The organism is Paenibacillus sp. 1011MAR3C5, from assembly GCF_003591485.1.
Taxonomy (GTDB): Bacteria; Bacillota; Bacilli; order Paenibacillales; family Paenibacillaceae; genus Pristimantibacillus.
This window is the reverse complement of the sequence record NZ_QZCF01000003.1, coordinates 148,036-171,883: the sequence shown is the minus strand read 5'-3', so window position 1 is coordinate 171,883 and position 23,848 is coordinate 148,036. Positions and strand designations below refer to the sequence as shown.

Sequence of the window (23,848 nt, the reverse complement as noted above, 5' to 3'; positions counted from 1 at the left end):
AGATGGTTACACACCCATTATACCCTCCAAGCCGCCGCTCCTTGAAGTCATTTTTCATTAACGCACAGATTCAGTCTTGCCAGCGCCTACTTCACGCGTCCAGCCGAACGGATCTTCCACAGTTCCGTACTGAATGCCGGTAAGCGTATCATACAGTTTGTTCGTCAGCTCGCCTGTGCGGCCTTCGCCAATCACCAGCTTCTGACCTCCCCAGTTCACTTCGCCAATCGGAGAGATAACGGCAGCCGTTCCTGTGCCGAACGCCTCCTCCAGCAAGCCTTGCTGAGCCGCTTCATAGATCTCGTCGATGGACAATCTTCTTTCTTCCACCGTGATGCCCCAATGCTTCAACAGCTGAATGACGGAGCTGCGCGTAATGCCTGCCAGAATACTGCCGTTCAGCGCCGGAGTCACGACTTTCCCGTCCATCTTGAAGAACACGTTCATGCTGCCGACCTCTTCAATATACTTATGCTCTGCTCCGTCCAGCCACAGCACCTGCGTATAGCCTTGCTCCTTCGCAATCTGCTGCGACTTCAAGGCCGCGGCATAGTTGCCGGCCGTCTTCGCTTCACCAACTCCCCCGACCATCGCGCGGACATACTGGGACTCTACGTAGATTTTGACGGGATTCATGCCTTCCGGATAGTAAGCCCCGACCGGAGACATGATGATAATGAATTGGTAGTTCTCGGATGGCGCAACACCAAGCGTCGCCTGCGTAGCGATCACGTAAGGGCGGATATACAGCGATGTGCCCGGCTCAGTCGGAATCCAGTCGGCATCGACCTCGATCAGCCGCTCCAGTGCCTCGACAGCCGTGTCGATATCCAGCTCCGGCACGCTCATGCGGTCGTTGGAGCGATTCATGCGGGCGAAGTTGTCGCGCGGACGAAACAAGCGGATACGGCCATCGGCTGTTTTATACGCTTTCAATCCTTCGAAGATCGTTTGTCCGTAATGGAACACTTTCGCTGCAGGGTCCAGCACAAGCGGCTGATACGGAATGATGCGTGCGTTATGCCACTCCCGCTCCACGCTGTAATCCATAATAAACATATGATCGGTGAAATGAATGCCGAATCCAAGCTGATCCTGCGGCGGCTTTGTTTTCTTCTGCGCAGTCGTTTCTACGGTTATCGATAGGCTTTCAGTCATGAGAATCCATCTCCTTCGTTCGATACATTGTGATTGAATACTATCATCTTCTGAGGTATATATAAAATATCTAAACTATTCATCATCCATACCTTTAAAGTATGTGAAAAAGGTCGTTCAAAAAGGAGAGCATGGCGATGGACATTCGGCAACTGAAATATTTCCTCGCTATCGCGCAGGAAAAGCAAATTACACGCGCAGCCAAGCTGCTGCATATGGAGCAGCCCCCCCTGAGCAGGCAGCTCATGTTAATGGAGGAGGAGCTTGGCACCCAGCTGTTCGAGCGCAGCCGCAAGCAGCTGACTCTGACCGCTGCCGGAGAGATGCTCAAGGAGCGCGCGGAACAGCTGCTGCTGCAGCTTGACGAGACCATTAAGGAAGTGAAAGAAATCGAATCCGGCGTACGGGGCACCCTGTCTATCGGGGCGGTCGTATCCTGCGTCTCCATTCTGCCGAAGCCGATCCAGCTGCTGCGAGAGACCTATCCCCAGGTTACCTTCAAAATTTCCGAAGGCGATCACTTTATTATGGGCCAGCTGCTGGAGAAACGATCCGTCGAGCTGGTTATCTCGCGGCTTCCGTTCGAAACGAATATTTTGCCGGGAAAAATAGAAGTTCTTCCGCTTCCGTCCGATCCCTATGTGGCGCTTATGCCTTCATCATGGGCACCGGCGTCGGAGGACAAGAGCATCGGCATGGAGGAGCTTGCGACCTATCCGCTGCTGACGCTGAAGACGGACAAGACTACGCGCATGCATGAACAGGTGGTCAATGAATTCAGACGTCACGGTATTGAGCCGACAATCATATGCGAATGCTCCAGCGTTGCTATTATTATGTCGCTCGTCGCCGCCGGGATCGGGGCTACCGTCTTTCCGAAATCGACGCTTTCATCATTCCCGCTGGAGGCTGTGACGATGCTGGCGATACGCGATGCCGACTTTCAATCCGAAGTAGGCATTCTATGGCTGAAGGATCATCGCTTGTCGAAGCGCGCCCAACACTTTATCGAATGCTTGCTGTCGGCGGATTCAGAGAGCTGAATGAACGTTTCATTCAGCTCCGATCAAGCCCGCTTCCCCACCAATCCATAAAAAAACATCCCGACCAGCTGATCGATATAGGCGCCCATATCCCGGCCCTGCTGCTCCGCCCACAGCCTGGCAAGCTCATTCTGGTACATAGCAAAGTACATTGCCATCCCTTCGTCCGATTGCTCCTTGCGGATGTACCCTTCCTGCTTGCCAATCTCTACATATTGCCGAAAAAAATCCGCGAGCTGCTCCTCTGCATAACGCTCCATATCAAGCGCCAGTCCGGCACGCTCAGCGGAAGAAGCTTGCTTGAGTTCTTCCGTTAAGCCCTTCACGTTGCGGGCTTCAAGCGTCATAATATGCTTTGTCTTCTCCAGGAATGTTTCCTCCGACGCCAGGATATCCCGGTACCGATCAAGCTGCTTGTCCATCCAATAACGCAGCATAGCTGCCGCCAGCTTTTCCTTTGTCCCAAAATAATTATAGATCGTCGCAGGAGATACGCCCGCCTGCTCCGCCACTTCATTAACGCTTACGTTCTGGTATCCGTGCTGAGAGAATAATAGATTCGCAGCTTGAAAGATTTGCTCAATCTTCCCATTCCTCCTGCGTTCAAATCCATTCATAGCTTCACCTCTTCTTTAGTTTACCTAAAGAAATAGAGTAACTCAACCTAATAAGTATAAAACTATTGCATCGCCAAGCGTCTCTCCCTATAATAAGTTTTGTAGTATTCCCATTATTTCACTACATAATTATAAAGGAGTGTCGTTTGATGAGATCGTTTCGCGTACCGCCCTTTCTTCACGAAGTATTCGGGGAGAGGCAATCGCCGGGTTCCGTACTCGCCATTCTGATGGGCGGCGGACTGCTGACAGCCGCATTAGCTTGGACCTCTCCTGAGCTGACAGGGCCAGCTGTGCTATGGCGAACCGTCCTTGCGCTTCTGCTAATCTTTGATATTTTTGCCGGGTGCATCGCCAACTTCACCGCTTCCACCAGCAATTACTATGCCGTTCGCAGCGCGAAGCGGCTTATCTTCATCTCTGTGCATCTCCATCTCCCCGCGATCGCTTGGCTGCTGCAAACGGATACCCCGCTTTCAGTTGGAGTCTGGGCTTATACAATCTGCGGCGCCTTTCTGGTGAATGCGCAGGTCGGCAAGCCCTCCCAGCCGTGGATCGCAGGCGTACTGCTGTCTCTGGGCATTGGCCTTATCTCGCTGCTCCCGTTCGACACTTCCTATATGCGGATGATCTCCCTCTTGTTCATGGTAAAGGTGCTGTTCGCATTCTCTGTCGATCATTATGGCAGAGCTTCAGGCCACGGCTTGCAAGAATAACTGAATGCGGGCTGAACAAAGCATAGCTTGGCAAAATAAAAAACCAGCGGAAATCACTGGTTTTGTACAGGCTGCTTGCGCGAAGCCTTCGGCGTCATGCCGACATGCTTCTTGAACAACCGATTGAAGTTGGTAAGTGAGCGAAAGCCGCATTCCAAGGCAATGTCCGTCACCTTCATGCCGCCTCCCTCCAGCATCGCCACTGCCTGCTCCAGCCGAATATGGATAAGGTACAGCAGCGGCGGCATACCGACGGCCCGCTTGAAAATTTCGCTAAAGCGAGACGGGCTCAGATAGACAAGGGACGCGAGCTCCTCCAGCGTCCAAGAGTGGGCATAGTTCAGCTCCATCGTCATAATGACCTGACGCATCTTCTCCAGCTGCTGCTCGCTGATGCTCGGCTCCTGCTGCAGAGCGCCGTCCACCCGGCACTCCCGGTTGACTGTTGCCAGAAACCGGAGCAGCAGTGAATAGACGATTGATCCGTAGGAGCGACGCTCTTGCTCATGCTCCTGCTGAAGCTCCTTGAGAATGCTCCGCAGCTTGTCCATGGACGGGTGCTTGCGGTCGATCAGATTCGAAAAGCACTTGCCTACATCCCGGAACGGGCTGAGCAGCTCCGGATCAAACCTCAAATTGCGGACGAACCAGGTCGGATCAAAGGTAAAGACGGTCATGACCAGATCCTTGCTTTCGTAGGCGCAATGCAAATCATTAGAGTTGATCAGCAGAATATCTCCTTGCTGAAACTCGTACTTCTGGCCGTTGATCATATAATAGCCAGTCCCGGACTTAATATAATTAATCTCCAGCACATCATGCCAATGCAGCTTCTGATACACATTCGTAACCCCGATGGTATCGATGACGAATACCGGATAGTTTTTGTCCAAAATTACTTTTTCCTTCGGAATCGCTTCTTCCCTCATAATAGCTGGCATCGCAGTCCCCCCGTTTCTATCTCTTCTAACAGGAACAGCTGTCCCGGATTCGATACATCGAACCGGGACAGCCTTATGACACAATCAGATGCGAATATACTTCACTTCATCAGCTCGGATAAAGCCTGCTTTGCGGAATAATTTGCTTCGATTGGGATGACGATGACCAGGATAGCTTGGCAATGGCGTCCTCCGTGTTATCGTAGAACTCCAGCTTAATATCGTACTTCTGGCCGGCTGTCAGATAGATGGAGCCTGACCATTCGGTCTCAGCCTGATCGACCCACTTATCGATAATAAGCTGATTGTTCACCCATAATCGGACGCCGTCATCCGTGCTCGTATGGAACGTATAGTTGCCTGTATACTGCGGCTTCACTTTGCCCGTCCATCGAACGGAGAAGGTGTCTGCGCCCATCGATGAAATCGGCGCTCCGTAGCCCCAATTGAAGTTCACCGTCGCATCCACTCTTGTCGTCTTCAAGGATGTGAAATTCATGTTGTCGTAGTATTGAGCAGTCAAGCCGGTGCCATTGTCCGTTGGCAGCTCGCTTGCCGGCGTGAACTTGATCCAGTCATAATACGCTCGAACCGGCGCTCCCGGATAGTTGAACTTACCCGTCCATATCTCTGCCGGGCCCGAGCCCGACCATAGATTAACCATGATGTGGCCGGGACTGGTCGGCAGCGCGCCTCTTGAACCGTTCTCCGTATGCACGAGCACGCCGTCTACATACCATTTGATGTAAGTCGGCGACCATTCAAAGGCATAGTCATGAAAATCAAGTGAAGCATCGAAGCCCAAATCGATAATCGTGCTGTGATGGCCGACGCCATTGGTGAAATAGTTCGTCTCCAGCCTGGTTGTGTCCTTGCCCAAAATTTCGATATCAATCTCGTCATTGGATGTGCCCGCCGCTTGACCGGAATACGTAAACAGGCTAGTTACAAGCCCGGTGCCTTTCGCTGCTTTCATACGCGCTTCCACTCTGCCATAGCCATACTTCACATTCGTGGCGTATTCGGCCGAAGCATAGTTCTTGCCTGAGCAGCCTGAGGGACATCCCGCATTATCCAATCGCAATGCCATAATGCCATTCGAAAATTCCTGGTTGGCCGCCTTCCATCCAACGCCGAAGTCGGCGCCGTTGGCCCAGCCGTCCGAAGTGTAGAACATGCCTGGATTCGTCTCGTTCAGTGGTTCAAGAAATGCAACGTCAGCAGCCGATATTGGATTCGGCAGGAGCAAAACGGCAAGCATAGCAACAGCCGCAAGCAGGGCTGTCATTCTTTTTCTGAGAGACATCACCTTGTTGTTCATAGATACACACCTCTTTCATGGAATGTGATCGATAATGGACAATCGCAAGATTAGGACAAGCTTCTGGAAATCTTCATCAGTTGGTTCTGAGCATCCCGCTCCACCTTGGCTCCGACCGCATCTGCCAATGCCGCAAGCGGCACATATGCGATGCCGTTCCGAAGCGTAACAGGTTCAGCCAGTGTAAGCTTCTCGCCATTCACCATAGCAGTCTTGGAGCCTGCCTTGAAGATGAGTTTTGCACCCGATGCAGCATCTGTGACATGAATTTCCTGCTTCGCGCCGTTCCACTCCACCTTCGCATTCAGAGACTCCATCAGATAGCGCAGAGGCGCCATCTCAGTCTGGCCGATACGGTAGATTAGCGGCTTGTTCGGATCTTCTACTTGCAGCTCGACCGATTGCATCTCACCTTGCGGCTGCTCTGCTTTCGTATACGCGATCCGGTCAAACTCAGCGACCAGCGTCTGACCATGATGTGTATAGTCGCCCGCCCAGCCGTTCGTCTTGGTTGCCGGCCACATGTTGGCAATGATATGGCCCGGCGTAGACGGCAATTCGCCTCTCTCGCCCGTCTCGGTGTGGACCAGCTTACCGTCCACATACCACTTGATGTAATCCGGCGACCATTCGAAGGCATAGTCGTGGAAGTCATCTGCCGCATCAAAGCCCAGCGGGATCACCGTGGAGTGCATGCCTACGCTTTTCGTAAAATAATTCGTTTCCAGCTTTGTTGTGTCTTTGCCTAAAATTTCAACGTCAATCTCATGTGCCGTGCCATCCGGATCGGTGCCATACGTGAAGAAGCCGGTTACAACGCCTTCCCCTTTCACCGCTTTCAATCTGGCTTCGAATTTGCCGTAGCCGTACCGCTGAGTCGTCGCATACTCTCCTGATGCATAGGGCTGACCGGAGCATAGGGCCTGATCATCCACACAAGGCTTGTCATCGAGCAGCAGCTTCAGCTTGCCGTCCTCGAATACGACATGGTCGTCTCTCCACCCGTTTAAGAAGGTGCCTCCATTGCCCCACCCATTCGATGAGTAAAAACGATCTGTATTCTTCTTGTCGAGGTGATCCTCGAAGTTCGTGCCGAGAACCTCTGGCGCCGCATCCTCTGCCATTGCTGTTAGCGGCGTAAGAAGCGCTACTGTTGTGAGAGCGGATACAACCAACATCGTCCATCTGCGTCTAAGCTTCATGAATCGTCATCCTCCTCCTCTTCACTTCTTGCAATCAGAATCGTTATTCAACTTAATCCTACATGCTATCGGACCCATGATCTCAGCCATTCCCACCATAAAACTGCACTATTTTACGGATATTTGAAATTGATGTAAATCCGTCGCCATAATAAAAGGCCGGATAAAGGACAACCATTCGTCCTTATCCGGCCTTTCATGCCCTGACTATTCTTTGCCTAAAAATAGCTTCTATGAAACTTTCTTATGAAAGCAATACATGAGGAGCAGTCCAGTCACAACGCCAAAGGATTCCAGGCTTAATGGCGACTGCGGACTGGATGCCGGCAACAGCCCGTCGACTGCGTTAATCAAGGGAACAACGTTGTAATGCAACTGGGAGAGCATGGCAGGCACAGGGAGCAGCAAAAAGCCGAATTACACCAAGCAGCAGACCTGGCAACACGGACAACATCATGGGAACAGCTGCCGCTGCAACATGCTTCAGTTGCCTCTCCCCGATCGGTGATTCCATCTATGCTAGCCGGAGCGGCTCCTTGAACACCGTTCGATTAATGACTTCCGCCACGATCCATAGCCCTATGATCGAAATATAGACCGATACCGTGTAGCTAATCGTGAAAGATAAATCAAACCCCTTCTGAAGCATGTTCAGCGATAGGTGAGTAACGGCATTGGTAAAGCAAAAGACATAGCTGCGCACCATCCAACGGCGATGGCTGTTCAGCTGTTTCTTTCTAATTTTGGATATCGCAATAATCGTAATAATCGGCCAGGCAATATTTAATAGATTGAACGGAATGCTGGTCGCCTTGCCTCCGGTTGAATAAGGGGCCATATAACCCGAAGTGATATCTACGATAAGAATAGCAATGAGATAGGTGTAGCCGCTCATTCGATGAAACGTCTTGGGCTTCCGAAGCACCGCGTTCGAAAAGTTAAACGCTCCCGCCAATAACGCGATACAAGCGAAGGCCACATGCACATACATCACATTCAGCCAAATCGGAGGCTGCAGCGCGCGCTTCAGATCCATCTTTTGGCTAAGAAATCGAGTTGCTGACGGATCATAGATATAATTTGCAATTACCGCATACAGCACAGCGCCAATTGCCGCAGCGACAACAAGCTTGTATAGAAGCTTAGAGTTAAACATACAATTCAGCCTTTCTCCCGGATGCATTCCCCTAATATAACCCATTCTACCTCAACGCTCCAGCCGAGTATAGCATGGCCGCTCCTCATGGAACGAGGCCAAGACAGGCCACTGAACAAAAAACACCGCTACCGGCAGTGCCCGATCCGTAGTGCTATAAGACCGATTCGAACAGCCTATCTTCGCGGAAGCAAAGAAATAGAATAATAGAAGCCCTTGACTTTATACCCGACTATAGAGTGTATACTCAGATCAACAAACGAGAAGAGAAGGTGAAGCGTTGTTTAAAATTAGCGAATTTTCGAGACTGAGCCGCATTCCGTTGCAAACCCTGCGTTTCTACGATCAGATCGGAATTTTCAAGCCGGCCAAGATCGACGAATCGACGGGATATCGGTACTACTATGCGGAACAGCTCCTGGAAATCAACCGGATTGTCATATTCAAAGAGTTGGGATTCACGCTGCAGCAAATCACGCAGCTTCTTCATGAAGATATATCGGCTGAACAGATTCGAGGCATGCTGAGGCTCAAAGAAAGTGAAATCACGCGCCAGCTTGAGATCGAGCAGTCCAGACTTGCCCGGATTAAAGAAAGAATGCAGCTTGTAGAACGCAAAGGAAAGCTGGATAAAAGACAAGAGGTTGTCATGAAGCGTGTTGCAGCCATGCACATGGTCACATATGCGTCAAACGGCACGGTTGAAGATATTCCAAGATTGTTCGACATCTTCGATAGTCTGATGGATAGTCGTACCAGATGCTCCTTATCCGGTCCGCAGACAGTGTTATGGAACGAATCCGGCAGTGCGGAGCATGAGTTTGAATTTGAGGTCGGTTATGCGGTGAAATCGGATACGCTTAAGCTGCCCGAGCACCTCCATCTCCGAATCCTGCCCCCGGAGACAATGGCTACTCTGTTATTCCGTTCGGATTCGGCGTATTCAGAAACGGCATGCTTGGATCTTGCTGAATGGATTGAGCAGCAGGGCTATCATGTTCGAAGCGATCAGCCCGGCAGGGAAACGTATGTGCCTCTATCAGGTGAGCCGGGGGTTTGCATCATCGAAATCCAAATTCCAATCGAGGTTGAAGAGGTGCGTAAATGAGGAACAAATGGATCGTTTACTTGCTTGCCCTGGCCGTGTTTCTTATTGGGACGATTGAATATATTATAAGCGGAATTCTTCCTATCGTAGCAGCAGACCTCGGAATTGCGACATCCACTGCGGGATCTCTCGTTACAACGTTCGCCCTCTCCGCAGCGGTAGGCGCGCCCGTCGTAATTGCTGCAACGATCCGGGTCGACCGCAAAAAAATATTGCTGATTATGCTTGGCATTTTTATGGTGAGCAGCTGCCTCGTTTATTTTAGCCATTCGCTTGAGATCATGCTAATGACTCGAATGATCCAAGGGCTAAGCGGAGGCGCTGCCACAGTCATGGCCATGGCTGTAGCCACACGGTTAGTCGAAGAACGGAATCGGGGCCGTGCAATCGGTACGATTTTGATGGGCTTGAGCGGCTCTCTGGTACTCGGCGTACCCATCGGCACACTTCTAAGCGAAGCCGTTGGCTGGAGAAATTTATTCATCATCGTTGGCCTGCTAATCGTGATTCCATTCCTTGCGGTTATCGTCAAAGCCCCTTCCATTACGGAGCAAAGAGCCATTACGCTCGGAATGCAGCTGTCGATTTTGAAGGATAAAAAAATTGTGCTGGCGGTAGTTATTACACTGTTCTATGTAGGAGGATATTCTTCGCTGTTTACGTTTATATCCCCTTTCTTGCAAGCAAATGTTGAACTCTCTGCGGCGGCGTTATCCGGTATGTTGCTCATTGCGGGCATTTGCAGCTTTATGGGCTCCAAATTCGGAGGGGTGATGGCCGATGCGAGAGGACCAAAGTTCACGATCTATGTTGGACTGTCCGTCCAGGCTGGAGCATTGCTGCTGCTGACCTGGTCAAATGGCCTGATCTACACGGTTATTCCGTTGATTATGGTATGGATGGTCGGTACATGGATGACATCCCCGGCTCAACAATTGTATTTAGTTACCTTAGTGCCTCAATCGCCGGATATTGCCTTAAGCGTCAATACTTCGTTTATTCAGTTTGGCTTCGCCCTTGGCTCAGGCATTGGGGGATTGGTGGTCGGCAGCTCCTCCGTTGACCATCTCGGCTGGTCCGGCTTTGCGATGGCTTTGCTGGCGCTTCTGCTAGCCGCTCGATTATTCTCTCACGACAAGAATCCTGGACATGCAGCGATTCATAAAAACGATGAGAAAATAGAAGTCTGTACCGATTGAGCAGGTTCAATCGCGTCTAACGCGCTTCTTGTCCATATTCCATTCCAACTTTATCAATTCGCTTGTTGTGTCTTGCAGCTCACATTGTATATAATCTCCATAACAACGAACTTTTGGAGGATACCTATGCTAAAAGAAAAAATCCCTTGGTAAGCCCGAGCCCCGCCTCCTCTCGCTCATTTCGCGCAATCAAATTCTAATCGAAATCGAGAGGATGACGAATATGTGGCCACAATCAGTAGACTGGAAAACCTTAACCTTCGGGGTAGAAATCGAATTCATCGGAGGGCAGCCGGAGCAATTGGAGCTGTTGCCGGGCTGGATCATGTCGCTCGAGGAGCGGCAGCTTGACGAGACCGGATTGGAGTCCGGCAGCGAGCTGAAGCCGCCGCCGCTGCTGTGGGAGGACCGCGCTCAAATCCGTACGATGCTGGAACGGCTTCAAGCACAAGGCGCTTCCGTGAATTGGAGCTGCGGCCTTCACGTCCATATCGGACTGGAGCCTTGGGGACAAGGGATCGTACCGCGTCTGCTGGATGCAGCGCTGCAATGCCAGGAGGCGATCGAGGAGCTGCTCGGCACGAGTCCGCATCGCCGGCTCTTCTGTCCGCCTGTCACAGCAGAGATGAAGGAACGTTATGCGGCAGCACCCGAGGAGGATTCTGTTCGAAATTTCGGACGCCCGCAATCCCATCGATGCGGCATCAACACGGCGGCCTGGTTCGATATTCAAACCGTTGAGATCCGGTACGCGAATGGCTCGCTGAACTATGAAGAAATCCTTGCAACCGTGGAGCTTTGCCTTCGATTCGTTGCTGCGGTCGGAGAAGGAAGCACACTGTCCAGCGACTTTAAGGAACTGGCTGTACAGCTAAGCGTTCCAATCGCTGGATATCCGCCTCCATTGCCGCCGCCAAGATGGTTCGAAGAGAGGACCTGGCTGGAGGACAGCCTGACCCCGGTCTTAACTTCTATGGCAGCGGACCTTGTACAGCATGGCGAGATCCATCATATTCTGCCTGTTCCGGAAGGGTTGCTGCTGGCAGTCGAGGACCGTGATGGACATCTCTCCAAATTTGTCATTCAGCCGCCTGCGGCAGAATGGAAGGTCGTCCGTCAAATCACAGAATAGGATGAACAGGGGGCATGCCGCCGATAAGGCAGTTTGCCCCCCTCCAGCAGCTAGGTTAATGAACTAAGGAGGATATATGATAAAAAAAGAGAACCTCTTGTTGCCTATTTCTATTATCATCTTGGGGGGATGCATAGTCCTATCAGCATGGATAATAATGTATGGATTAAAACATAAAACACAATCAGAACTTCTGATCACTTCTGAAGCGGAGAAGCCTCCAGCTATGTACGACGTACAAAAAAAAGCATTATTGAATTCAGAAGAAGCCGCGCAATACATGGGAATATCATCAAAAGAATTTGATTTTCTCATTGAGAGTCATATCATTCAGAAAAAGAATCTTCATTCATATGAAACATATAGGTTCATTCCATTTATCGAAATTGCTTCTATTAGGTACTTTAACGAAACTGAAATCAACAAGTGGATTGAGTACAATATGCTTCATACATGACATCCAACCATAAAATGAATAAAGCTCGTGTACAATATTGAATAACCAACCACTTTTTACAGAAAAGTGGTTATCTTTATGACCAAAATTAACATTGAGATTAAACATAACCCAACAGTAAAGGACTATAACCGCAAGGCATTTCGTAGGATAGAAGATAAAGTGGACAAAGGGAGGAATGTCGATGTGGGAACGCAAGGAACTGAAGGATAATGCCAAGTATGTACTTCGAACCACGTATTGGAAAGCCTTTTTGGTCAGCTTGATTCTAGGCTTTGTCGGCGGAGGAGCCGGCATTCCGAATGTGAACTTCAACTACAGATCATCGGATTCATCATTTGATTCTCAAGCCGGATGGATCGACTGGGGATTACTGGCGCCAATCCTTGCCCTTGCGGCAGGTTTTATCATCGTTGTGATTTTCCTCGCATTGGGCTTTCGAATTTTCCTCGGGTTTCCGCTTGAAGTCGGTTCGATGAAATTTTTCAAACGAGCTGCCGAGCAGGACGCGAACCTGAATCATCTGGGTTATGCGTTCAACGGGCAGCGCTACATGGATGTTGTGGGGGCAATGCTCTGGCGGGGCTTTCTTAATTTCCTGTGGTATCTGCTGCTCATTATTCCGGGCATCGTGAAATCCTACGCCTATAGCATGGTGCCGTTCATACTGGCGAACAACCCGAATATCGGATACAAGCGGGCCGTTGAATTAAGCAATCAAATGACAAGAGGACATAAGTTCCGCATCTTCGTCCTGGATTTAAGCTTTCTGGGCTGGATCTTCCTAGGCCTGCTGGCTTGCGGCGTAGGCGTCTTGTTCGTCATGCCTTATATCAACGCCACGAAAGCGGAGCTTTATCTCGCATTGCGCAAAGAGGCGCTGGAACGCAATCTGACGACGGGAGAAGAGCTTCGGCTCGTCCCTCCGCCTCTCTTTTAAATGGGTTCACTGAAACACCGCATCTCACTATGCGCAAGGCCGGTCACCCCACCCGGGTGCCGGCCTTGTCCGCATTTCCCTATATCCATCCGTTGTCATGCGCTTTCTCCGTCGCCTGCTGCCTCGTCTCTACTCCCAGCTTCTGAATGGCCGTAGACAAATAATTGCGGACAGTTCCTTTGGTCAAATAAAGCTGCCCCGCAATATCGCTCGTGGACAACCCCGATCTGGACAGTCTGAGCACATCACTTTCCCTATCGGTCAGCGGATTCTCTTCCTTCACAAACAGTGCCGTCGCCAGATCCTTACTGATGACATGCCCGCCAGCCATCACCTTGCGAATGGCGTCAATTAGAAATTCAATCGGCTCATCCTTAAGCAAGTAGCCCTCCACCTTCAAGTCTCTGGCCTTCTGCAAAAAGCCCGGTCGGGCGAAGGTGGTCACCATAATGATCTTAGGTGCATGTCCCTCCTGCTTCAGCTTCTCCGCAAGCTCGAGACCGGACAGAAACGGAATTTCAATGTCCAGCAGGCAGAGATCCGGCTCGCATCTGCGAATGACCTCCAAGGCATCCATCCCGTCCTCCGCTTCTCCTACTACATCGATGTCGTCTTCCAGGGATAATAGCGATCTAAGCGTCCCTCTAAGCAGCTTCTGATCTTCAGCAATTACGATTCGGATCACTTCTTATCCCCTCCCATTATTCATTAGCGGAAGCTTCAACGTCACGACCGCACCTTTGTCCGGATTGGCTGTAATATACGCATCACCCTGCAGCATAGCCATTCGTTCTCTCATGGACTGCAGACCGTTCCCATGGCCTTGCTGATCCAATCCCTTGCCGTTATCGATGACTTGAATATAATAGTGCTCCCCTTGCACGTAATGAGCAAGCGTACAACGGGTCGCTTCGCTATGTTTGATTATATTGGTTACTGCTTCCCGGATAGAGAGCGCCACCATTGTCTCGGCTGAGTTGGATAATGGCCTCAATCCTTCTTCCATTACACTCATGTCGATATCAGCGTCCCTCAATAGCTCTCTGGACCGTGCAATCTCCTTCGCAAGAGAGACGAACCTCATATCGGTTACCAGCTCCCGCACTTGCTTCAGGGCGTAGCGCGACGTATCCAATATATCATTCAGCTCATGCTTCGCTTTCTCCGGGTGCATATCCACCAGTCTGATTGTTAATTCGCTCTTTAGTTTAATCATTGTCAGCGTCTGTCCCAGTGTATCGTGAAGGTCTCTGGCAATCCGGTTCCGTTCCTCTTCCTGAATATAATGCTCCAGCTGCTCACTCACGATATCCAGCTTTGCCTTAAGCTGCCTCGTCTTTTCCTTGGTATGTACCACGATTGTCGCCGTTAGCTGCATGATCATGCCTGCGAAGAACAGATTCGTGAATAGCGCAAAGGGACTTCCTGCATCCAACCAGCTATGCGCCAGATACATGATTACGATGCCGGCCATTCCGCCAGCCATCACCCACAAGCGCTTCGTGCGACCTAGCAGATCGGCAAACACAAACCCATAGAGCAGCATCCAGTTGTCGATATAAAGGCCCAGCACTGTCATGAGAGAGCACCAAACGAGACTGGCCCCAAGCAGGCGCCAGTCCCGATACCATAAGCCAACATAGAAGGATCCCAGAAACAACAGGAACGCTGCTATTCTCCCAACAAGAGGAATCGAATGGCTCGCAATGAACACATGATAGATAAAGACGACCACGACTAGCATGTCGATAATCAAATATTTCTCAATCTGATCCCGGGGATAAATCCGTCTCCACATCGTTGCCCAACACACCTTATCCGTTGCAGTCTAGTTTCTTGGCTTTGCGACCAGGCTCGTAGCGAATCTTCTCGCCGATTCCATCGGACCAAGCTTGAAGCGTCCCAGCCACAGGTAAGCGAACAACATCTGAACGCAGCTGATCGCAATCCATACTCCTGCCACTGCTGCCGGGTTCAGCTTGCCGCCGAGACCCAATCCCCAGCCGTAGAAAATGACGCCAGAGATGATATTTTGCAGCACATAGCAGCTAAGCGACATTTTGCCTACTTGCTCCAATCGATTCCATAACCATAGCTTCTCACTGCTTTCAACCAGCTTCGCAAGCAGTCCGATATAACCAAGCGCCAGAATCGGAGCGAACAGGTAGCGAACCGGCAGATCGAAGTAGCCGCCGGGCACGAAGATGAGCAGGTTAAGCGGAATACCCAGGCAGAGCCCCCATTGCAGGAGCTTCCTCCGCTTCTTCCTCCCGTCCTCGTCCGCCGCAAAATAACCCGATCGCATCAGCCGTATGCCGAGCAGGAACAGGAAGATATTCATTGGAATGACGAACAGGACCTCCGTTCGGAGCATCAAGAAATGTGACAAGCGGTACTCTACTTGCTGCAGCCAGCTTCCGTCCTTATATAATAACATCGTACCTTGCATATCGCCTACATTCACATTCGCCCCGCTCATACCGAGATAGATTCCGCCTATTAAAAGGAGCAGCATAACGGTTCCATGAAATCCGCCCACGATTTTCATAGCTCTACGAATGGCCTTGTCTCCGCCTTTGATAATAAAGGCTGTAATTATTGCCGTGATGCCATAGCTCATCAAAATGTCGTATTCCATCACCAATGCAAAGTGGATAAAGCCCTCCACCATCAAAATAACAGAAGTCCAGATGTAGACTCCCGGCCAAGTGTTGCCGCGCCTTAAGGACTGCTGATATTTCATCTCCAGCCCGACACCGAACATAATTGTCAGCAAGCCCAAGAGCTTCCCATTCACCAGAAACAGCACAAATACGCGCACAAACTCCTGGAACGACGTCCACCACGCATCCACATTAAAGGTCAGAATATAATTCAAGTCTCCCAAATAAGCGAACAGCCATATATTCGTGCCCAGCGTGCCCATTACCGCAAATCCTCTTAAAATGTCCAACAAACGCAATCTGCCGCTTTTCTCCACCATGCTATCCCCTCTTCATTTCGATAGTACCTTTATTGTATGGATGAAGGGATGGCCGCGATATTCACAGCAGTCAGCAGTTTAATATGACAGTGTCATATGGGGTGAGAAGCCTTCGGCCGGGCGGCGCGCATAATAAAACAACCGCAGCCCACAACGGGATACGGTCGCCCTTTTATGAACGCTTATGAACGGACTTACGCCCTATCCCATTTATCTGGCCAACTGTCTCACCTTATCCAAATGCTCGCCGAGATAGCTGTACAGGGGCGGGCAAGCCTCCATATCTATCCAAAAATAGTGAAAGATCCAGCCGTTATCCTCGTCGTTGCTTTGCACCACATGGGTGAAGGCTTCCGGGGCGGAAGCTTCGAGCTGATAGTAATACCGATGTACTTGCTGCTTCAATGTCTCGGAGTAGTAGTTATGTTCGCCGAGAAGGGAAATATTGTCGACCTCTTGTATGCCCGATTCCTCTATGATCTCTCTCCTAAGCGCGTCTAGCAACGGCTCGTTCTCCTCTACTGTGCCGCCTGGAACCTGCAGCCCATAATGCTCATAATCTTGTTCCCGGAAAACCAGCAGCTGCAATTTCCCCTTATGTATTCGAGTGATATAGGCTGTAACTTTATAGACCATATCCACTTTCATATATCGATGCACCTCGATTCGATTGTTATAGGTTTACTTCGGATTGACCGCCTTCTCCAGCTCCATGATGCGGTTTCGTAAAAAAGCAACTTCATCCTCCAGCGCTTCTCTCGTCCTGCGGGTCAGCATCGTCACCAAGATAGCCAGCACACTGACTGCGATGACCGAGAAAGCACCGAAGAAGACAACCTCCCGATCGAGCAAGCTTCCGCCTTCTATCAGCATAAGAAGTCCATAACATGCAAAAACGATGATGACGATGCAAAACACCGTACAGACAGCCGCCAGCCACTTCAAGCCCGTCTCGGATAACATCCCATCTCTCCTCATACTCTTATTTTCTTATCATCCAATATCTTCCTAAATCATCTGTTTATATTAACGCTTCATAGGCCGTGAAGGTTTCAATCCATATTTGCCCGCTTTCACCGATTGTTCAAGTCGCTCAAGGGCATGACCCTCAATGACTACATTACGACAAAAGGTCCTTCATTACCTAAAATTTATCGCTTCCATATTTATCGTTATTAAGACCGAACAAAGACCCCTTCGATTAGGGGTCTTTGCGTTTGTCATACTGTGTTGGTTCACTGTTACAAAGTGGTTAGCCAACCGCTTCGGATGGCCGCTTGGAGGGCTTGCGGTTCACAAAATAGATGCTGACCAGAATGCAGGCCAGCCCGGCGACCAGCGTCAGCGTAAGCGGCTCATGCAGGAACAAGGTGCCTGCCAGAATCGCCACGACGGGAATGAGGAACGTGTAAGAGGCCATCTTGCCCGCTTCGCCGGAATCCATCAACTTATAAAACACCAGCCAGCCGATTGCAATAACAAAGATGGAGATAAATAGAAGGCTGCCGATGAAGGCCGCATTCCAGTGCACATCCCCCCAGCTTTCCACTCCGCTGCCTGTCGCTGTCATAAGCACTCCGCCAATCAGGAGCTGAAGCGTAACAAGCCAGATCGGATCGACACTGCCGCTTTTGCGCTTCACATAGACCGTCCCCAGCGCCCAGCTTAGAGCGGAACCAAGCGCAAGCAGAACGCCCTCCACCGAGATATGTCCAGACGAGCCCCCTGCCCCAGTGCTGATCATGCCGACTCCGGCGAAGCCGAGCAGCAGGCCTGTTACTTTCATGCCGTTCATCGACTCGCCTAGCCACATCCAGGAGAAAAGCCCGACCAGCACCGGCTGGAGGAATACAATGGCCGAGAACAAGCCCGACGGCAAGTAGTTAAGACCGATGGACTGAAGGCCGTAATACAAAATGATATTGACGATTGCGGAAATGACATACACCGGCCACGTTCGGCTGAAATTCAGCTTCTTGTATCGCGGGAGGGCGAACATAAGAAGCAGAATACCGCCCAGCAGCGTTCTCACTCCCGAGAACAGCACCGGCGGCATATAGGCTAAAGCAAACTTGGATAAAGGCCAATTGATTCCCCATACGAGCACGAGGAACAGAATGAGCAAAGCTGTATTGGCTTTGGACAGTTGTTGTTGCATGGTGCAGGACTCCTTGCTGTAGGTTCACATGAGGTTTGAACGAGCCGTTACATCCATCATCATACTCCTGTCCCCTGATCGAAGCAACCGTCCTTTTAAGGAACAAGAAAAAACTAGAACATATGATCCTATTGGATTATAATGGAATAGAATTGACCGAGCCTCTCTTACGGCGCTCTGCCGAATCCGGAGGACTAATCAGGAGGAATTCGAATGGAATTTCGTATTGTAACCAAGCCTGGCTTTGATGTAATCGGCTACGCCATACGTACCCGCATGGCAGACGGACAGAACCATCGGGACATTCCGGCATTCTGGCAGCGCTATATGGAGGAGAAACAAGGGGAGACATTGTACGAACAGGCTGTCTCGATGGTAGAGTACGGCATCTGTGATGACTTTGATATGGAGGCGGGTGAATTCAACTATATCATCGGCGTTGAAGCCAGAGACGGTGCCGAAGCGCCCGAAGGGACGATTCGCCGACATTACCCGGAGCAGACTTATGCGGTGTTCACGACGCCCAAGAGCACGCACGAGCAATTCTCCGATTCCATTCAGCGCACTTGGGGATACATCATGGAAGAATGGCTCCCTAACGCCCCTTATGTGCACGCGGTCGCAGCCGAGTTCGAATATTATGACGAGCGCTGCTGGCAGGACCGCAACGAACTGCTGGAGATGGACATCTATATTCCGGTACAACCAAAAACCGAAGAAGCCTAATACTTGAAGGGCGTGGCCTTCATCATACACATATAAAAAACAAGGTGCCGTAAAGACACCTCGCAACAATGGGATGAAGCTGGGCTTTTCACTGCCCAGCCTATTTCTATTTATATCGGAATTGCTCTATTCCGCTTTGCAGTGCGACGGTCATGTTTTGCAATTCATTCGAGGCGGCTGCAACCTCCTCCACCATCGCATTCTGCTCCTGTACCGATGCCGAGATCTTACCCAGCTTGTCCGCATTTTCTCTGGCGGCATCCGCAACCTGCTCCGCGTCGACGAGCATCGTACTCATTTTCGTGGACTGTGTATCCATGAGCGCGGCAATGCGATCAATCGCTGTGACCGTTCGGTCGACCGATTGTGCAATAAGCTGCAGATGACCGATCGTCTCGGTCGTTTTGGACGCTCCCGCATGGGTATGCTGCGCTTGCAGCTCCATACGGCTGACCGCAAGGCCCAGGTCGGCATGAATGGCCTCAATCAGATTGCCGATGTTTTTCACTTCCAATGAGGTGTGATTCGCCAGCTTTCTGATCTCAATTGCCACCACCTGGAAGCCTTGGCCATGCTCGCCTGCATGGGCCGCTTCAATTGAAGCATTTAACGCCAGCAAATGGGTTCTGGACGAGATTTCCTCAACAGCGTGAATGATGTCGCCAATCTGTTCCGCACGCTCCTTGAGCTTCGTCATAATAACGGACGTTTCTTCCCCCTCCGCAGCAAGTCGATTCATCGTCGACGACAACGCATCGACCGATTCGTTGCTGCTGATCATAGCAAGCGACATGTCCTTGGCATCCTGCTGGGCAGCCTCCGTACATGCGGAAGCATCGGACGACAGTCCCGCTATATCTTGGATGGACGCGTACATTGCATCCGACAACTGAGCCTGCGTGTCCGTATTGGAGGAAATTTCCCCTACCCGCTCCGTCACTACAGTGAGCAGCGCCGCTACTTGCTCAAGCGCTTGCCTCAGATGCTCCACTTCCGTGCCTGTCGCTTTGGAATGCGTATCGATATTGGCGATAATGCCCCTAAGGCTCGTAATCATCTGATTAAATGATGTGGCCAGCTGCGACAATTCATCGCCCGACTTCGGAATCGACACGCCTGCCTTGAGGTCTCCTTTGGCCGCAATATCTGCCGCCTTGTGCAGATCGTTAAGCGGCTTGACCAGCCACCTCGCTGTCAGCCAGCCCAGAAAGCCTGTCCAGAACACGCCTAACCCGAAGGTCAAGCTTGTAAAAAGCCACGACTCCATATTCGGAGCCAAATAATCCTTTAATACAAAAATAAAAAATGCGCTTGTCCCGTATGTAGCCGTTGCCACGAGACTGATCCCTGCCACTATTTTAGTAACCAAGCTTGTTGACATCTTCATCTGACAGCCCTCCGCAAGTGAATAGTGTACCCGCCTTGCTACTTACCCTGATCCATTATGACCTTTCTCCAGGGCAAGGACTGTGACGAAAGTCACAAAATAAGGTCAAACCAGAAACTATTTTCGAGTCATTCGTCACAGCGCAGACTATGAGGGTATAAAAAAACATCGCCGTGAGGGCGATGTTTTTGAGGAGCGTAAGCTCTATTCTCTTATTTATCGTTTTTGGCCTCATCCAAAATGGAGAGATCCAGGAACTTGCTCAGATCAAGCGAATCTACCGTTACATCCTTGATATACCCTGCCTCGATCGATACTCTTGCCATTTCCTCAATCGCTTCCTGGCTCACGTCGGATGTCAATCTCATATGGGAGAGGGCGGCCTTGATCAGAGCCACATCAAGTCCTTTGCCGCTTAGTTCGCTTAAGCGTTTGTTAATCAGCTCATACGATTCATCCGGATTAGCTTGGATAAAATCAATAGCTTCCAGGTTGGCTTTCACAATCGCTTTGGCGAGGTCTCTATGCTCGCTGATGAACTTATCGCTCGCTACCAGAATAACCAGCGGGTAATCGCCGTTGTTCGGCGGAATTTGATCCCAAGGGACGATCACCTTGCCAATGCCTTCCTGCTCGATCTGCGTACCCCACGGCTCTGGGATAAGTGTCGCATGCACTTCGTTCTGACGAAGAGCAACCAGCGTATCAGAAGGTGCGCGCGCTACGATCTGGGCGCCAGAGCTGTCAGTCGTAACCGGGACGCCCTCTTGCTCCAGCAGCAGACGCAGCGAAATTTCGTTCGTGCTGCCTTTAGTCGGAATTGCAATGGTTTTGCCTACGAGATCTTTGACCGTCTCCACACCGGAATCCTTGCCTGCGACAAGTACGGCACCGCCGTTATCCGCGCCGGAGATAACCCGGAAGTTGCTGCTCTTCAGGAACTGGTTCGTCGATGGACCGGGTCCAACATAGCCGATATCGATCTGGCCAGTCGCAATAGCGGTCGAGAAGTCGGAGCCGTTATCAAAGGCTTGAACCTCGATCTTCACATTTTCGCCAAGCTGCTTCTGGAAAAACTCCTTCTCCAGACCAATATAACCCGCTGCATGCGTCACGTTCTTGAAGATACCGAGCTTCACCGTTACTTGATCCTTGGAGCCCGAGCCCTCTGACTTCCCGCCGCAAGCCGCAAGCGTGAACACCAGAACAAATGCCATAACCAGTATGCCGATCTTTCTCATAGACAACCCCTTCTCTCTCCCGATAATCACCATCATGATTTCTCTTATTCCGACTAATTATATATGATTACTGTTGAATGTCAACTCTTACTATTGCTTTCCAATCCATACCGGATGAGCAATCTATCCTCCAGCTTCTTGAAGCAGAAGTGATCGGATAATGTACCCAATACCGCGATAATGATGACGACGTTCAACATTAATGCGGTATCGCCGAGACCCCTGCCGTCCTGGAGCAATTGACCAAGTCCTGCTCCGTTCGCTATAAGCTCACCTGCTACAAGGGCGCGCCAAGCAAACGCCCACGATACCCGCACGCCGGTCATCAGATGCGGGAACGCCCCCGGAATCAGGATCTGGGTGAACATGCGCCAGCCGTTGCCAGTCCCCAAGGTTTGTGCTGCTCTCAGGTAGATGGGAGGAATGTTCTTGATCCCTGTTCTAGTTGCAATCGACATGGTCCATGTCGCGCCCAGCGCTGTAATGAAAACAACGGACACATCATTGAATCCGAACCAAATAATCGCAAAGGGAAGCCACGCGATACTAGGCACCGTCTGAAGCGCAATGACCAAAAATCCGATCGTATCGTCGATTGCCTTGAACTTCGCGAACAAAAAACCTAACAACATGCCAACGGAGAGGGAGATCGCAAACGCGATGAACAACCTTCTAAGCGAGTTATAGATGGCGTCCAGAAGTTGCCCGTGGGCGAAGCCGGTGTAGAATGATTCGATCGTCTGGAACAGGGAGGGGAACTTCCACGACTCCCAGCCGATCAGCCTATATGCCGCCTCCCATGTCACCAATATCACGATTATGAATATCGTTCTTCTTAAAGCTGTAGTTGTCATCGTCCATTTCCTCCTTGATCACTTTCTCCATCTCATCCGCCAAGCAATCCATAACTGACCGTTCAACATGATGAATCAGCGGATCAGCGCTGTCTCTAGGCCTTGCAGCTTGTACTGTAAATTCCTTCTTGATCGACCCCGGCCGAGTAGACATCACAAGTACACGATCGGACAACATCACAGCTTCCCGAATGTTATGCGTAATAAACAGGATCGTCTTCCCTGTCTTCATCCATATATCTTCAAGCTCCTTGTGCAGCACAAGACGGGTTTGCTCATCTAGCGCGGCGAAGGGCTCGTCCATTAGCAGTATCTTCGGATTCATAATAAGCGCCCGTGCGATCGCGGCGCGCTGCTTCATCCCGCCAGAGAGCTCATGCGGATAACGATCGGCGAATTTGCCCAGATGGACATAGCGAATCTGCTCTCTCGCCCGCTCCAGCCGTTCCTTCTTGCCTACTCCTTGCTGCTTCAGTCCAAAAGCTACATTTTCCAGCACGGTCATCCATGGGAACAAGCCATGCTCTTGAAACACGACGACACGGTCCGGCCCCGGCGCCTTGATGCTCTCGCCGGACACCCCGATGGAGCCCTCGTATTGCCGATCGAAGCCGGCGATCAAATTCAGAATTGTCGATTTCCCGCAGCCGGACGGACCGAGCAACGAGACGAACTCGCCTTCTTTAATGGTGATGCTCACATCATCGATGGCCTTAAAGCGGCTCCCGTCACGCTGCTGAAACTGCTTACTCACGTGGTCAATGACAATCATCGTGTTGAACCCCATTTCATAAAAACTATATTTCTTTATAATTCTTATTGGTTATGTATGAATTGTCAATTAGAAATGTAGAAAAAGCTGTTAGAAAAGGACAATATACCTTTTTACTCATGCTGCACGCTGGTGGCCGATGTCTGATTCTTCAACGAAAAAACCGCCGATGCTCCCGTTCCCGAGAAACACCGGCGGCTTTGCCGCTACTTGCCTGATTCATTTATTCAAGCCCGAATTGGGCCTTTGACTGCAGTTCATCGCCTAGAAAGCTGAAGCTTGCGGATGCTCCCAATTCGCCGGAGCCTTCATACATGACAACGAACACATAGAGATCGCTGCCCTTCTTACCGCTTTCTGCCATAACCTCGCCTTCGCTGCCGACAATCTCTATCATTTCCTCATAGGTCATACCGCTTTCGATTTTGGCATACTGCTCCTTTGTAATAAGTCCGCTTTTCGCTTCCGAATCGTTGTCCGCAGGCGGTGCGGATTCCGTGGCAACTGGACTTTCCTCAGGCTTGGCCGATTCCGTCGCAGCCGGGCTGTTCACCGGTTCGCTCGTACCTTTATTGTTCGCGTTGCTGCAAGCCGCAGCCGTCAGAATGAGGCTGACTGCGATGATGAGACGAATGATCTTCATAGCTCCTCCTATATCTGTGCAGGCATATATTTCCTCTCCACAAAATTATAGGCCATCGCTATCATCCATTATCAGGTGCAAAGTAACTAATTAA

At 50.7% G+C, this 23,848-nt stretch carries 25 protein-coding genes; 8 read left to right on the top strand and 17 right to left on the bottom strand.

Translation table 11 applies throughout. From position 1 onward, the window contains the following. Positions 1-57 precede the first annotated feature (57 nt). Positions 58-1,158 carry a branched-chain amino acid aminotransferase gene (locus D3P07_RS10510; RefSeq protein ID WP_119800181.1) on the bottom strand — a complete coding sequence of 367 codons (1,101 nt, stop codon included), beginning with the start codon at positions 1,156-1,158 and terminating at the stop codon, positions 58-60. A gap of 137 nt (positions 1,159-1,295) precedes the next feature. Here D3P07_RS10510 and D3P07_RS10505 point away from each other — a divergent pair, with 137 nt between their 5' ends. Then, positions 1,296-2,201 (top strand): LysR family transcriptional regulator, encoded by a 906-nt coding sequence (locus D3P07_RS10505; protein WP_119800180.1) that lies wholly within the window; start codon positions 1,296-1,298, stop codon positions 2,199-2,201. Between the two features lie 23 nt (positions 2,202-2,224). Here D3P07_RS10505 and D3P07_RS10500 read toward each other — a convergent pair whose 3' ends face one another. Beyond that, entirely contained in the window at positions 2,225-2,818 is a 594-nt protein-coding gene (locus tag D3P07_RS10500) for a TetR/AcrR family transcriptional regulator (protein WP_119800179.1), read from the bottom strand. Positions 2,819-2,967: 149 nt separating this feature from the next. Between D3P07_RS10500 and D3P07_RS10495 the strand changes: the two genes are divergently transcribed. Beyond that, on the top strand, positions 2,968-3,534 hold the full coding sequence (locus D3P07_RS10495) for a hypothetical protein (RefSeq protein ID WP_119800178.1): 567 nt from the start codon (positions 2,968-2,970) through the stop codon (positions 3,532-3,534). Positions 3,535-3,587: 53 nt separating this feature from the next. Here the strand turns inward: D3P07_RS10495 and D3P07_RS10490 are convergent, their stop codons facing one another. The 4 genes from D3P07_RS10490 to D3P07_RS10475 form a co-directional block, all read right to left on the bottom strand. Next, positions 3,588-4,475 carry an AraC family transcriptional regulator gene (locus tag D3P07_RS10490; RefSeq protein WP_119800177.1) on the bottom strand — a complete coding sequence of 296 codons (888 nt, stop codon included), beginning with the start codon at positions 4,473-4,475 and terminating at the stop codon, positions 3,588-3,590. A gap of 109 nt (positions 4,476-4,584) precedes the next feature. Continuing rightward, complete coding sequence (gene bglS, locus D3P07_RS26965; RefSeq protein WP_182914259.1) at positions 4,585-5,796, bottom strand: beta-glucanase; 1,212 nt, start codon at positions 5,794-5,796, stop codon at positions 4,585-4,587. A 50-nt stretch (positions 5,797-5,846) separates the two neighbouring features. Then, the gene (locus D3P07_RS10480) at positions 5,847-6,998 is read right to left on the bottom strand and encodes a family 16 glycosylhydrolase (RefSeq protein WP_182914258.1); all 1,152 of its coding nucleotides are present in this window, start codon (positions 6,996-6,998) and stop codon (positions 5,847-5,849) included. A gap of 514 nt (positions 6,999-7,512) precedes the next feature. Continuing rightward, complete coding sequence (locus tag D3P07_RS10475; protein ID WP_119800176.1) at positions 7,513-8,154, bottom strand: DUF2306 domain-containing protein; 642 nt, start codon at positions 8,152-8,154, stop codon at positions 7,513-7,515. Positions 8,155-8,434: 280 nt separating this feature from the next. Here D3P07_RS10475 and D3P07_RS10470 point away from each other — a divergent pair, with 280 nt between their 5' ends. The 5 genes from D3P07_RS10470 (at position 8,435) to D3P07_RS10450 (ending at position 12,990) form a co-directional block, all read left to right on the top strand. Beyond that, entirely contained in the window at positions 8,435-9,262 is an 828-nt protein-coding gene (locus D3P07_RS10470) for a MerR family transcriptional regulator (protein ID WP_119800175.1), read from the top strand. Further along, a complete protein-coding gene (locus tag D3P07_RS10465; RefSeq protein WP_119800174.1) occupies positions 9,259-10,461 on the top strand; it encodes an MFS transporter in 1,203 nt (400 codons plus the stop codon). The genes D3P07_RS10470 and D3P07_RS10465 overlap by 4 nt, the downstream gene beginning before the upstream one ends. 223 nt (positions 10,462-10,684) lie before the next feature. Further along, positions 10,685-11,593: an amidoligase family protein gene (locus D3P07_RS10460; RefSeq protein ID WP_182914257.1), complete on the top strand. Its 909-nt coding sequence runs from the start codon at positions 10,685-10,687 to the stop codon at positions 11,591-11,593. 76 nt (positions 11,594-11,669) lie between these two features. Further along, the gene (locus D3P07_RS10455; protein WP_119800172.1) at positions 11,670-12,050 is read left to right on the top strand and encodes a hypothetical protein; all 381 of its coding nucleotides are present in this window, start codon (positions 11,670-11,672) and stop codon (positions 12,048-12,050) included. A gap of 184 nt (positions 12,051-12,234) precedes the next feature. Continuing rightward, the gene (locus D3P07_RS10450; RefSeq protein ID WP_119800171.1) at positions 12,235-12,990 is read left to right on the top strand and encodes a DUF975 family protein; all 756 of its coding nucleotides are present in this window, start codon (positions 12,235-12,237) and stop codon (positions 12,988-12,990) included. Positions 12,991-13,069: 79 nt separating this feature from the next. Here the strand turns inward: D3P07_RS10450 and D3P07_RS10445 are convergent, their stop codons facing one another. The 6 genes from D3P07_RS10445 to D3P07_RS10420 all read right to left on the bottom strand — a co-directional run bounded on the left by D3P07_RS10445 (position 13,070) and on the right by D3P07_RS10420 (position 18,131). Beyond that, a complete protein-coding gene (locus tag D3P07_RS10445; protein ID WP_119800170.1) occupies positions 13,070-13,675 on the bottom strand; it encodes a response regulator transcription factor in 606 nt (201 codons plus the stop codon). Positions 13,676-13,678: 3 nt separating this feature from the next. Beyond that, a complete protein-coding gene (locus D3P07_RS10440; RefSeq protein WP_119800169.1) occupies positions 13,679-14,788 on the bottom strand; it encodes a sensor histidine kinase in 1,110 nt (369 codons plus the stop codon). Between the two features lie 30 nt (positions 14,789-14,818). After that, positions 14,819-15,973, bottom strand: coding sequence for a DUF418 domain-containing protein (locus D3P07_RS10435; protein ID WP_119800168.1), 1,155 nt, complete (start codon positions 15,971-15,973; stop codon positions 14,819-14,821). A gap of 210 nt (positions 15,974-16,183) precedes the next feature. Beyond that, positions 16,184-16,621 (bottom strand): NUDIX hydrolase, encoded by a 438-nt coding sequence (locus D3P07_RS10430; RefSeq protein ID WP_119800167.1) that lies wholly within the window; start codon positions 16,619-16,621, stop codon positions 16,184-16,186. Positions 16,622-16,654: 33 nt separating this feature from the next. Next, complete coding sequence (locus tag D3P07_RS10425; RefSeq protein ID WP_119800166.1) at positions 16,655-16,936, bottom strand: hypothetical protein; 282 nt, start codon at positions 16,934-16,936, stop codon at positions 16,655-16,657. 289 nt (positions 16,937-17,225) lie between these two features. Beyond that, positions 17,226-18,131 carry a DMT family transporter gene (locus D3P07_RS10420; protein ID WP_119800165.1) on the bottom strand — a complete coding sequence of 302 codons (906 nt, stop codon included), beginning with the start codon at positions 18,129-18,131 and terminating at the stop codon, positions 17,226-17,228. Positions 18,132-18,344: 213 nt separating this feature from the next. On the opposite strand from D3P07_RS10420, the gene D3P07_RS10415 reads away from it, so the two are divergent. Continuing rightward, entirely contained in the window at positions 18,345-18,857 is a 513-nt protein-coding gene (locus D3P07_RS10415; RefSeq protein ID WP_119800164.1) for a GyrI-like domain-containing protein, read from the top strand. Between the two features lie 106 nt (positions 18,858-18,963). Here D3P07_RS10415 and D3P07_RS10410 read toward each other — a convergent pair whose 3' ends face one another. The 5 genes from D3P07_RS10410 to D3P07_RS27500 form a co-directional block, all read right to left on the bottom strand. Then, positions 18,964-20,244 carry a methyl-accepting chemotaxis protein gene (locus D3P07_RS10410; RefSeq protein ID WP_119800163.1) on the bottom strand — a complete coding sequence of 427 codons (1,281 nt, stop codon included), beginning with the start codon at positions 20,242-20,244 and terminating at the stop codon, positions 18,964-18,966. Between the two features lie 212 nt (positions 20,245-20,456). Next, positions 20,457-21,485, bottom strand: a complete 1,029-nt coding sequence (locus D3P07_RS10405) for an ABC transporter substrate-binding protein (protein ID WP_119800787.1) — start codon at positions 21,483-21,485, stop codon at positions 20,457-20,459. Positions 21,486-21,565: 80 nt separating this feature from the next. Beyond that, positions 21,566-22,339, bottom strand: a complete 774-nt coding sequence (locus tag D3P07_RS10400) for an ABC transporter permease (protein WP_259391432.1) — start codon at positions 22,337-22,339, stop codon at positions 21,566-21,568. Next, positions 22,269-23,111: an ABC transporter ATP-binding protein gene (locus tag D3P07_RS10395; protein ID WP_119800162.1), complete on the bottom strand. Its 843-nt coding sequence runs from the start codon at positions 23,109-23,111 to the stop codon at positions 22,269-22,271. Before D3P07_RS10395 ends, D3P07_RS10400 begins: the two co-directional genes overlap by 71 nt. 223 nt (positions 23,112-23,334) lie before the next feature. Beyond that, positions 23,335-23,754 carry a hypothetical protein gene (locus D3P07_RS27500; RefSeq protein WP_119800161.1) on the bottom strand — a complete coding sequence of 140 codons (420 nt, stop codon included), beginning with the start codon at positions 23,752-23,754 and terminating at the stop codon, positions 23,335-23,337. Between the last annotated feature and the right edge of the window lie 94 nt (positions 23,755-23,848).

Coding starts and splice junctions, on each gene's coding strand:
- D3P07_RS10510 (WP_119800181.1), bottom strand. CDS start 1,158: ATGACTGAAAGCCTATCGATAACCGTAGAAACGACTGCGCAGAAGAAA.
- D3P07_RS10505 (WP_119800180.1), top strand. CDS start 1,296: ATGGACATTCGGCAACTGAAATATTTCCTCGCTATCGCGCAGGAAAAG.
- D3P07_RS10500 (WP_119800179.1), bottom strand. CDS start 2,818: ATGAATGGATTTGAACGCAGGAGGAATGGGAAGATTGAGCAAATCTTT.
- D3P07_RS10495 (WP_119800178.1), top strand. CDS start 2,968: ATGAGATCGTTTCGCGTACCGCCCTTTCTTCACGAAGTATTCGGGGAG.
- D3P07_RS10490 (WP_119800177.1), bottom strand. CDS start 4,475: ATGCCAGCTATTATGAGGGAAGAAGCGATTCCGAAGGAAAAAGTAATT.
- bglS (WP_182914259.1), bottom strand. CDS start 5,796: ATGAACAACAAGGTGATGTCTCTCAGAAAAAGAATGACAGCCCTGCTT.
- D3P07_RS10480 (WP_182914258.1), bottom strand. CDS start 6,998: ATGAAGCTTAGACGCAGATGGACGATGTTGGTTGTATCCGCTCTCACA.
- D3P07_RS10475 (WP_119800176.1), bottom strand. CDS start 8,154: ATGTTTAACTCTAAGCTTCTATACAAGCTTGTTGTCGCTGCGGCAATT.
- D3P07_RS10465 (WP_119800174.1), top strand. CDS start 9,259: ATGAGGAACAAATGGATCGTTTACTTGCTTGCCCTGGCCGTGTTTCTT.
- D3P07_RS10460 (WP_182914257.1), top strand. CDS start 10,685: ATGTGGCCACAATCAGTAGACTGGAAAACCTTAACCTTCGGGGTAGAA.
- D3P07_RS10455 (WP_119800172.1), top strand. CDS start 11,670: ATGATAAAAAAAGAGAACCTCTTGTTGCCTATTTCTATTATCATCTTG.
- D3P07_RS10450 (WP_119800171.1), top strand. CDS start 12,235: ATGTGGGAACGCAAGGAACTGAAGGATAATGCCAAGTATGTACTTCGA.
- D3P07_RS10440 (WP_119800169.1), bottom strand. CDS start 14,788: ATGTGGAGACGGATTTATCCCCGGGATCAGATTGAGAAATATTTGATT.
- D3P07_RS10435 (WP_119800168.1), bottom strand. CDS start 15,973: ATGGTGGAGAAAAGCGGCAGATTGCGTTTGTTGGACATTTTAAGAGGA.
- D3P07_RS10430 (WP_119800167.1), bottom strand. CDS start 16,621: ATGAAAGTGGATATGGTCTATAAAGTTACAGCCTATATCACTCGAATA.
- D3P07_RS10425 (WP_119800166.1), bottom strand. CDS start 16,936: ATGTTATCCGAGACGGGCTTGAAGTGGCTGGCGGCTGTCTGTACGGTG.
- D3P07_RS10420 (WP_119800165.1), bottom strand. CDS start 18,131: ATGCAACAACAACTGTCCAAAGCCAATACAGCTTTGCTCATTCTGTTC.
- D3P07_RS10415 (WP_119800164.1), top strand. CDS start 18,345: ATGGAATTTCGTATTGTAACCAAGCCTGGCTTTGATGTAATCGGCTAC.
- D3P07_RS10410 (WP_119800163.1), bottom strand. CDS start 20,244: ATGAAGATGTCAACAAGCTTGGTTACTAAAATAGTGGCAGGGATCAGT.
- D3P07_RS10405 (WP_119800787.1), bottom strand. CDS start 21,485: ATGAGAAAGATCGGCATACTGGTTATGGCATTTGTTCTGGTGTTCACG.
- D3P07_RS10400 (WP_259391432.1), bottom strand. CDS start 22,339: ATGACAACTACAGCTTTAAGAAGAACGATATTCATAATCGTGATATTG.
- D3P07_RS10395 (WP_119800162.1), bottom strand. CDS start 23,111: ATGATTGTCATTGACCACGTGAGTAAGCAGTTTCAGCAGCGTGACGGG.
- D3P07_RS27500 (WP_119800161.1), bottom strand. CDS start 23,754: ATGAAGATCATTCGTCTCATCATCGCAGTCAGCCTCATTCTGACGGCT.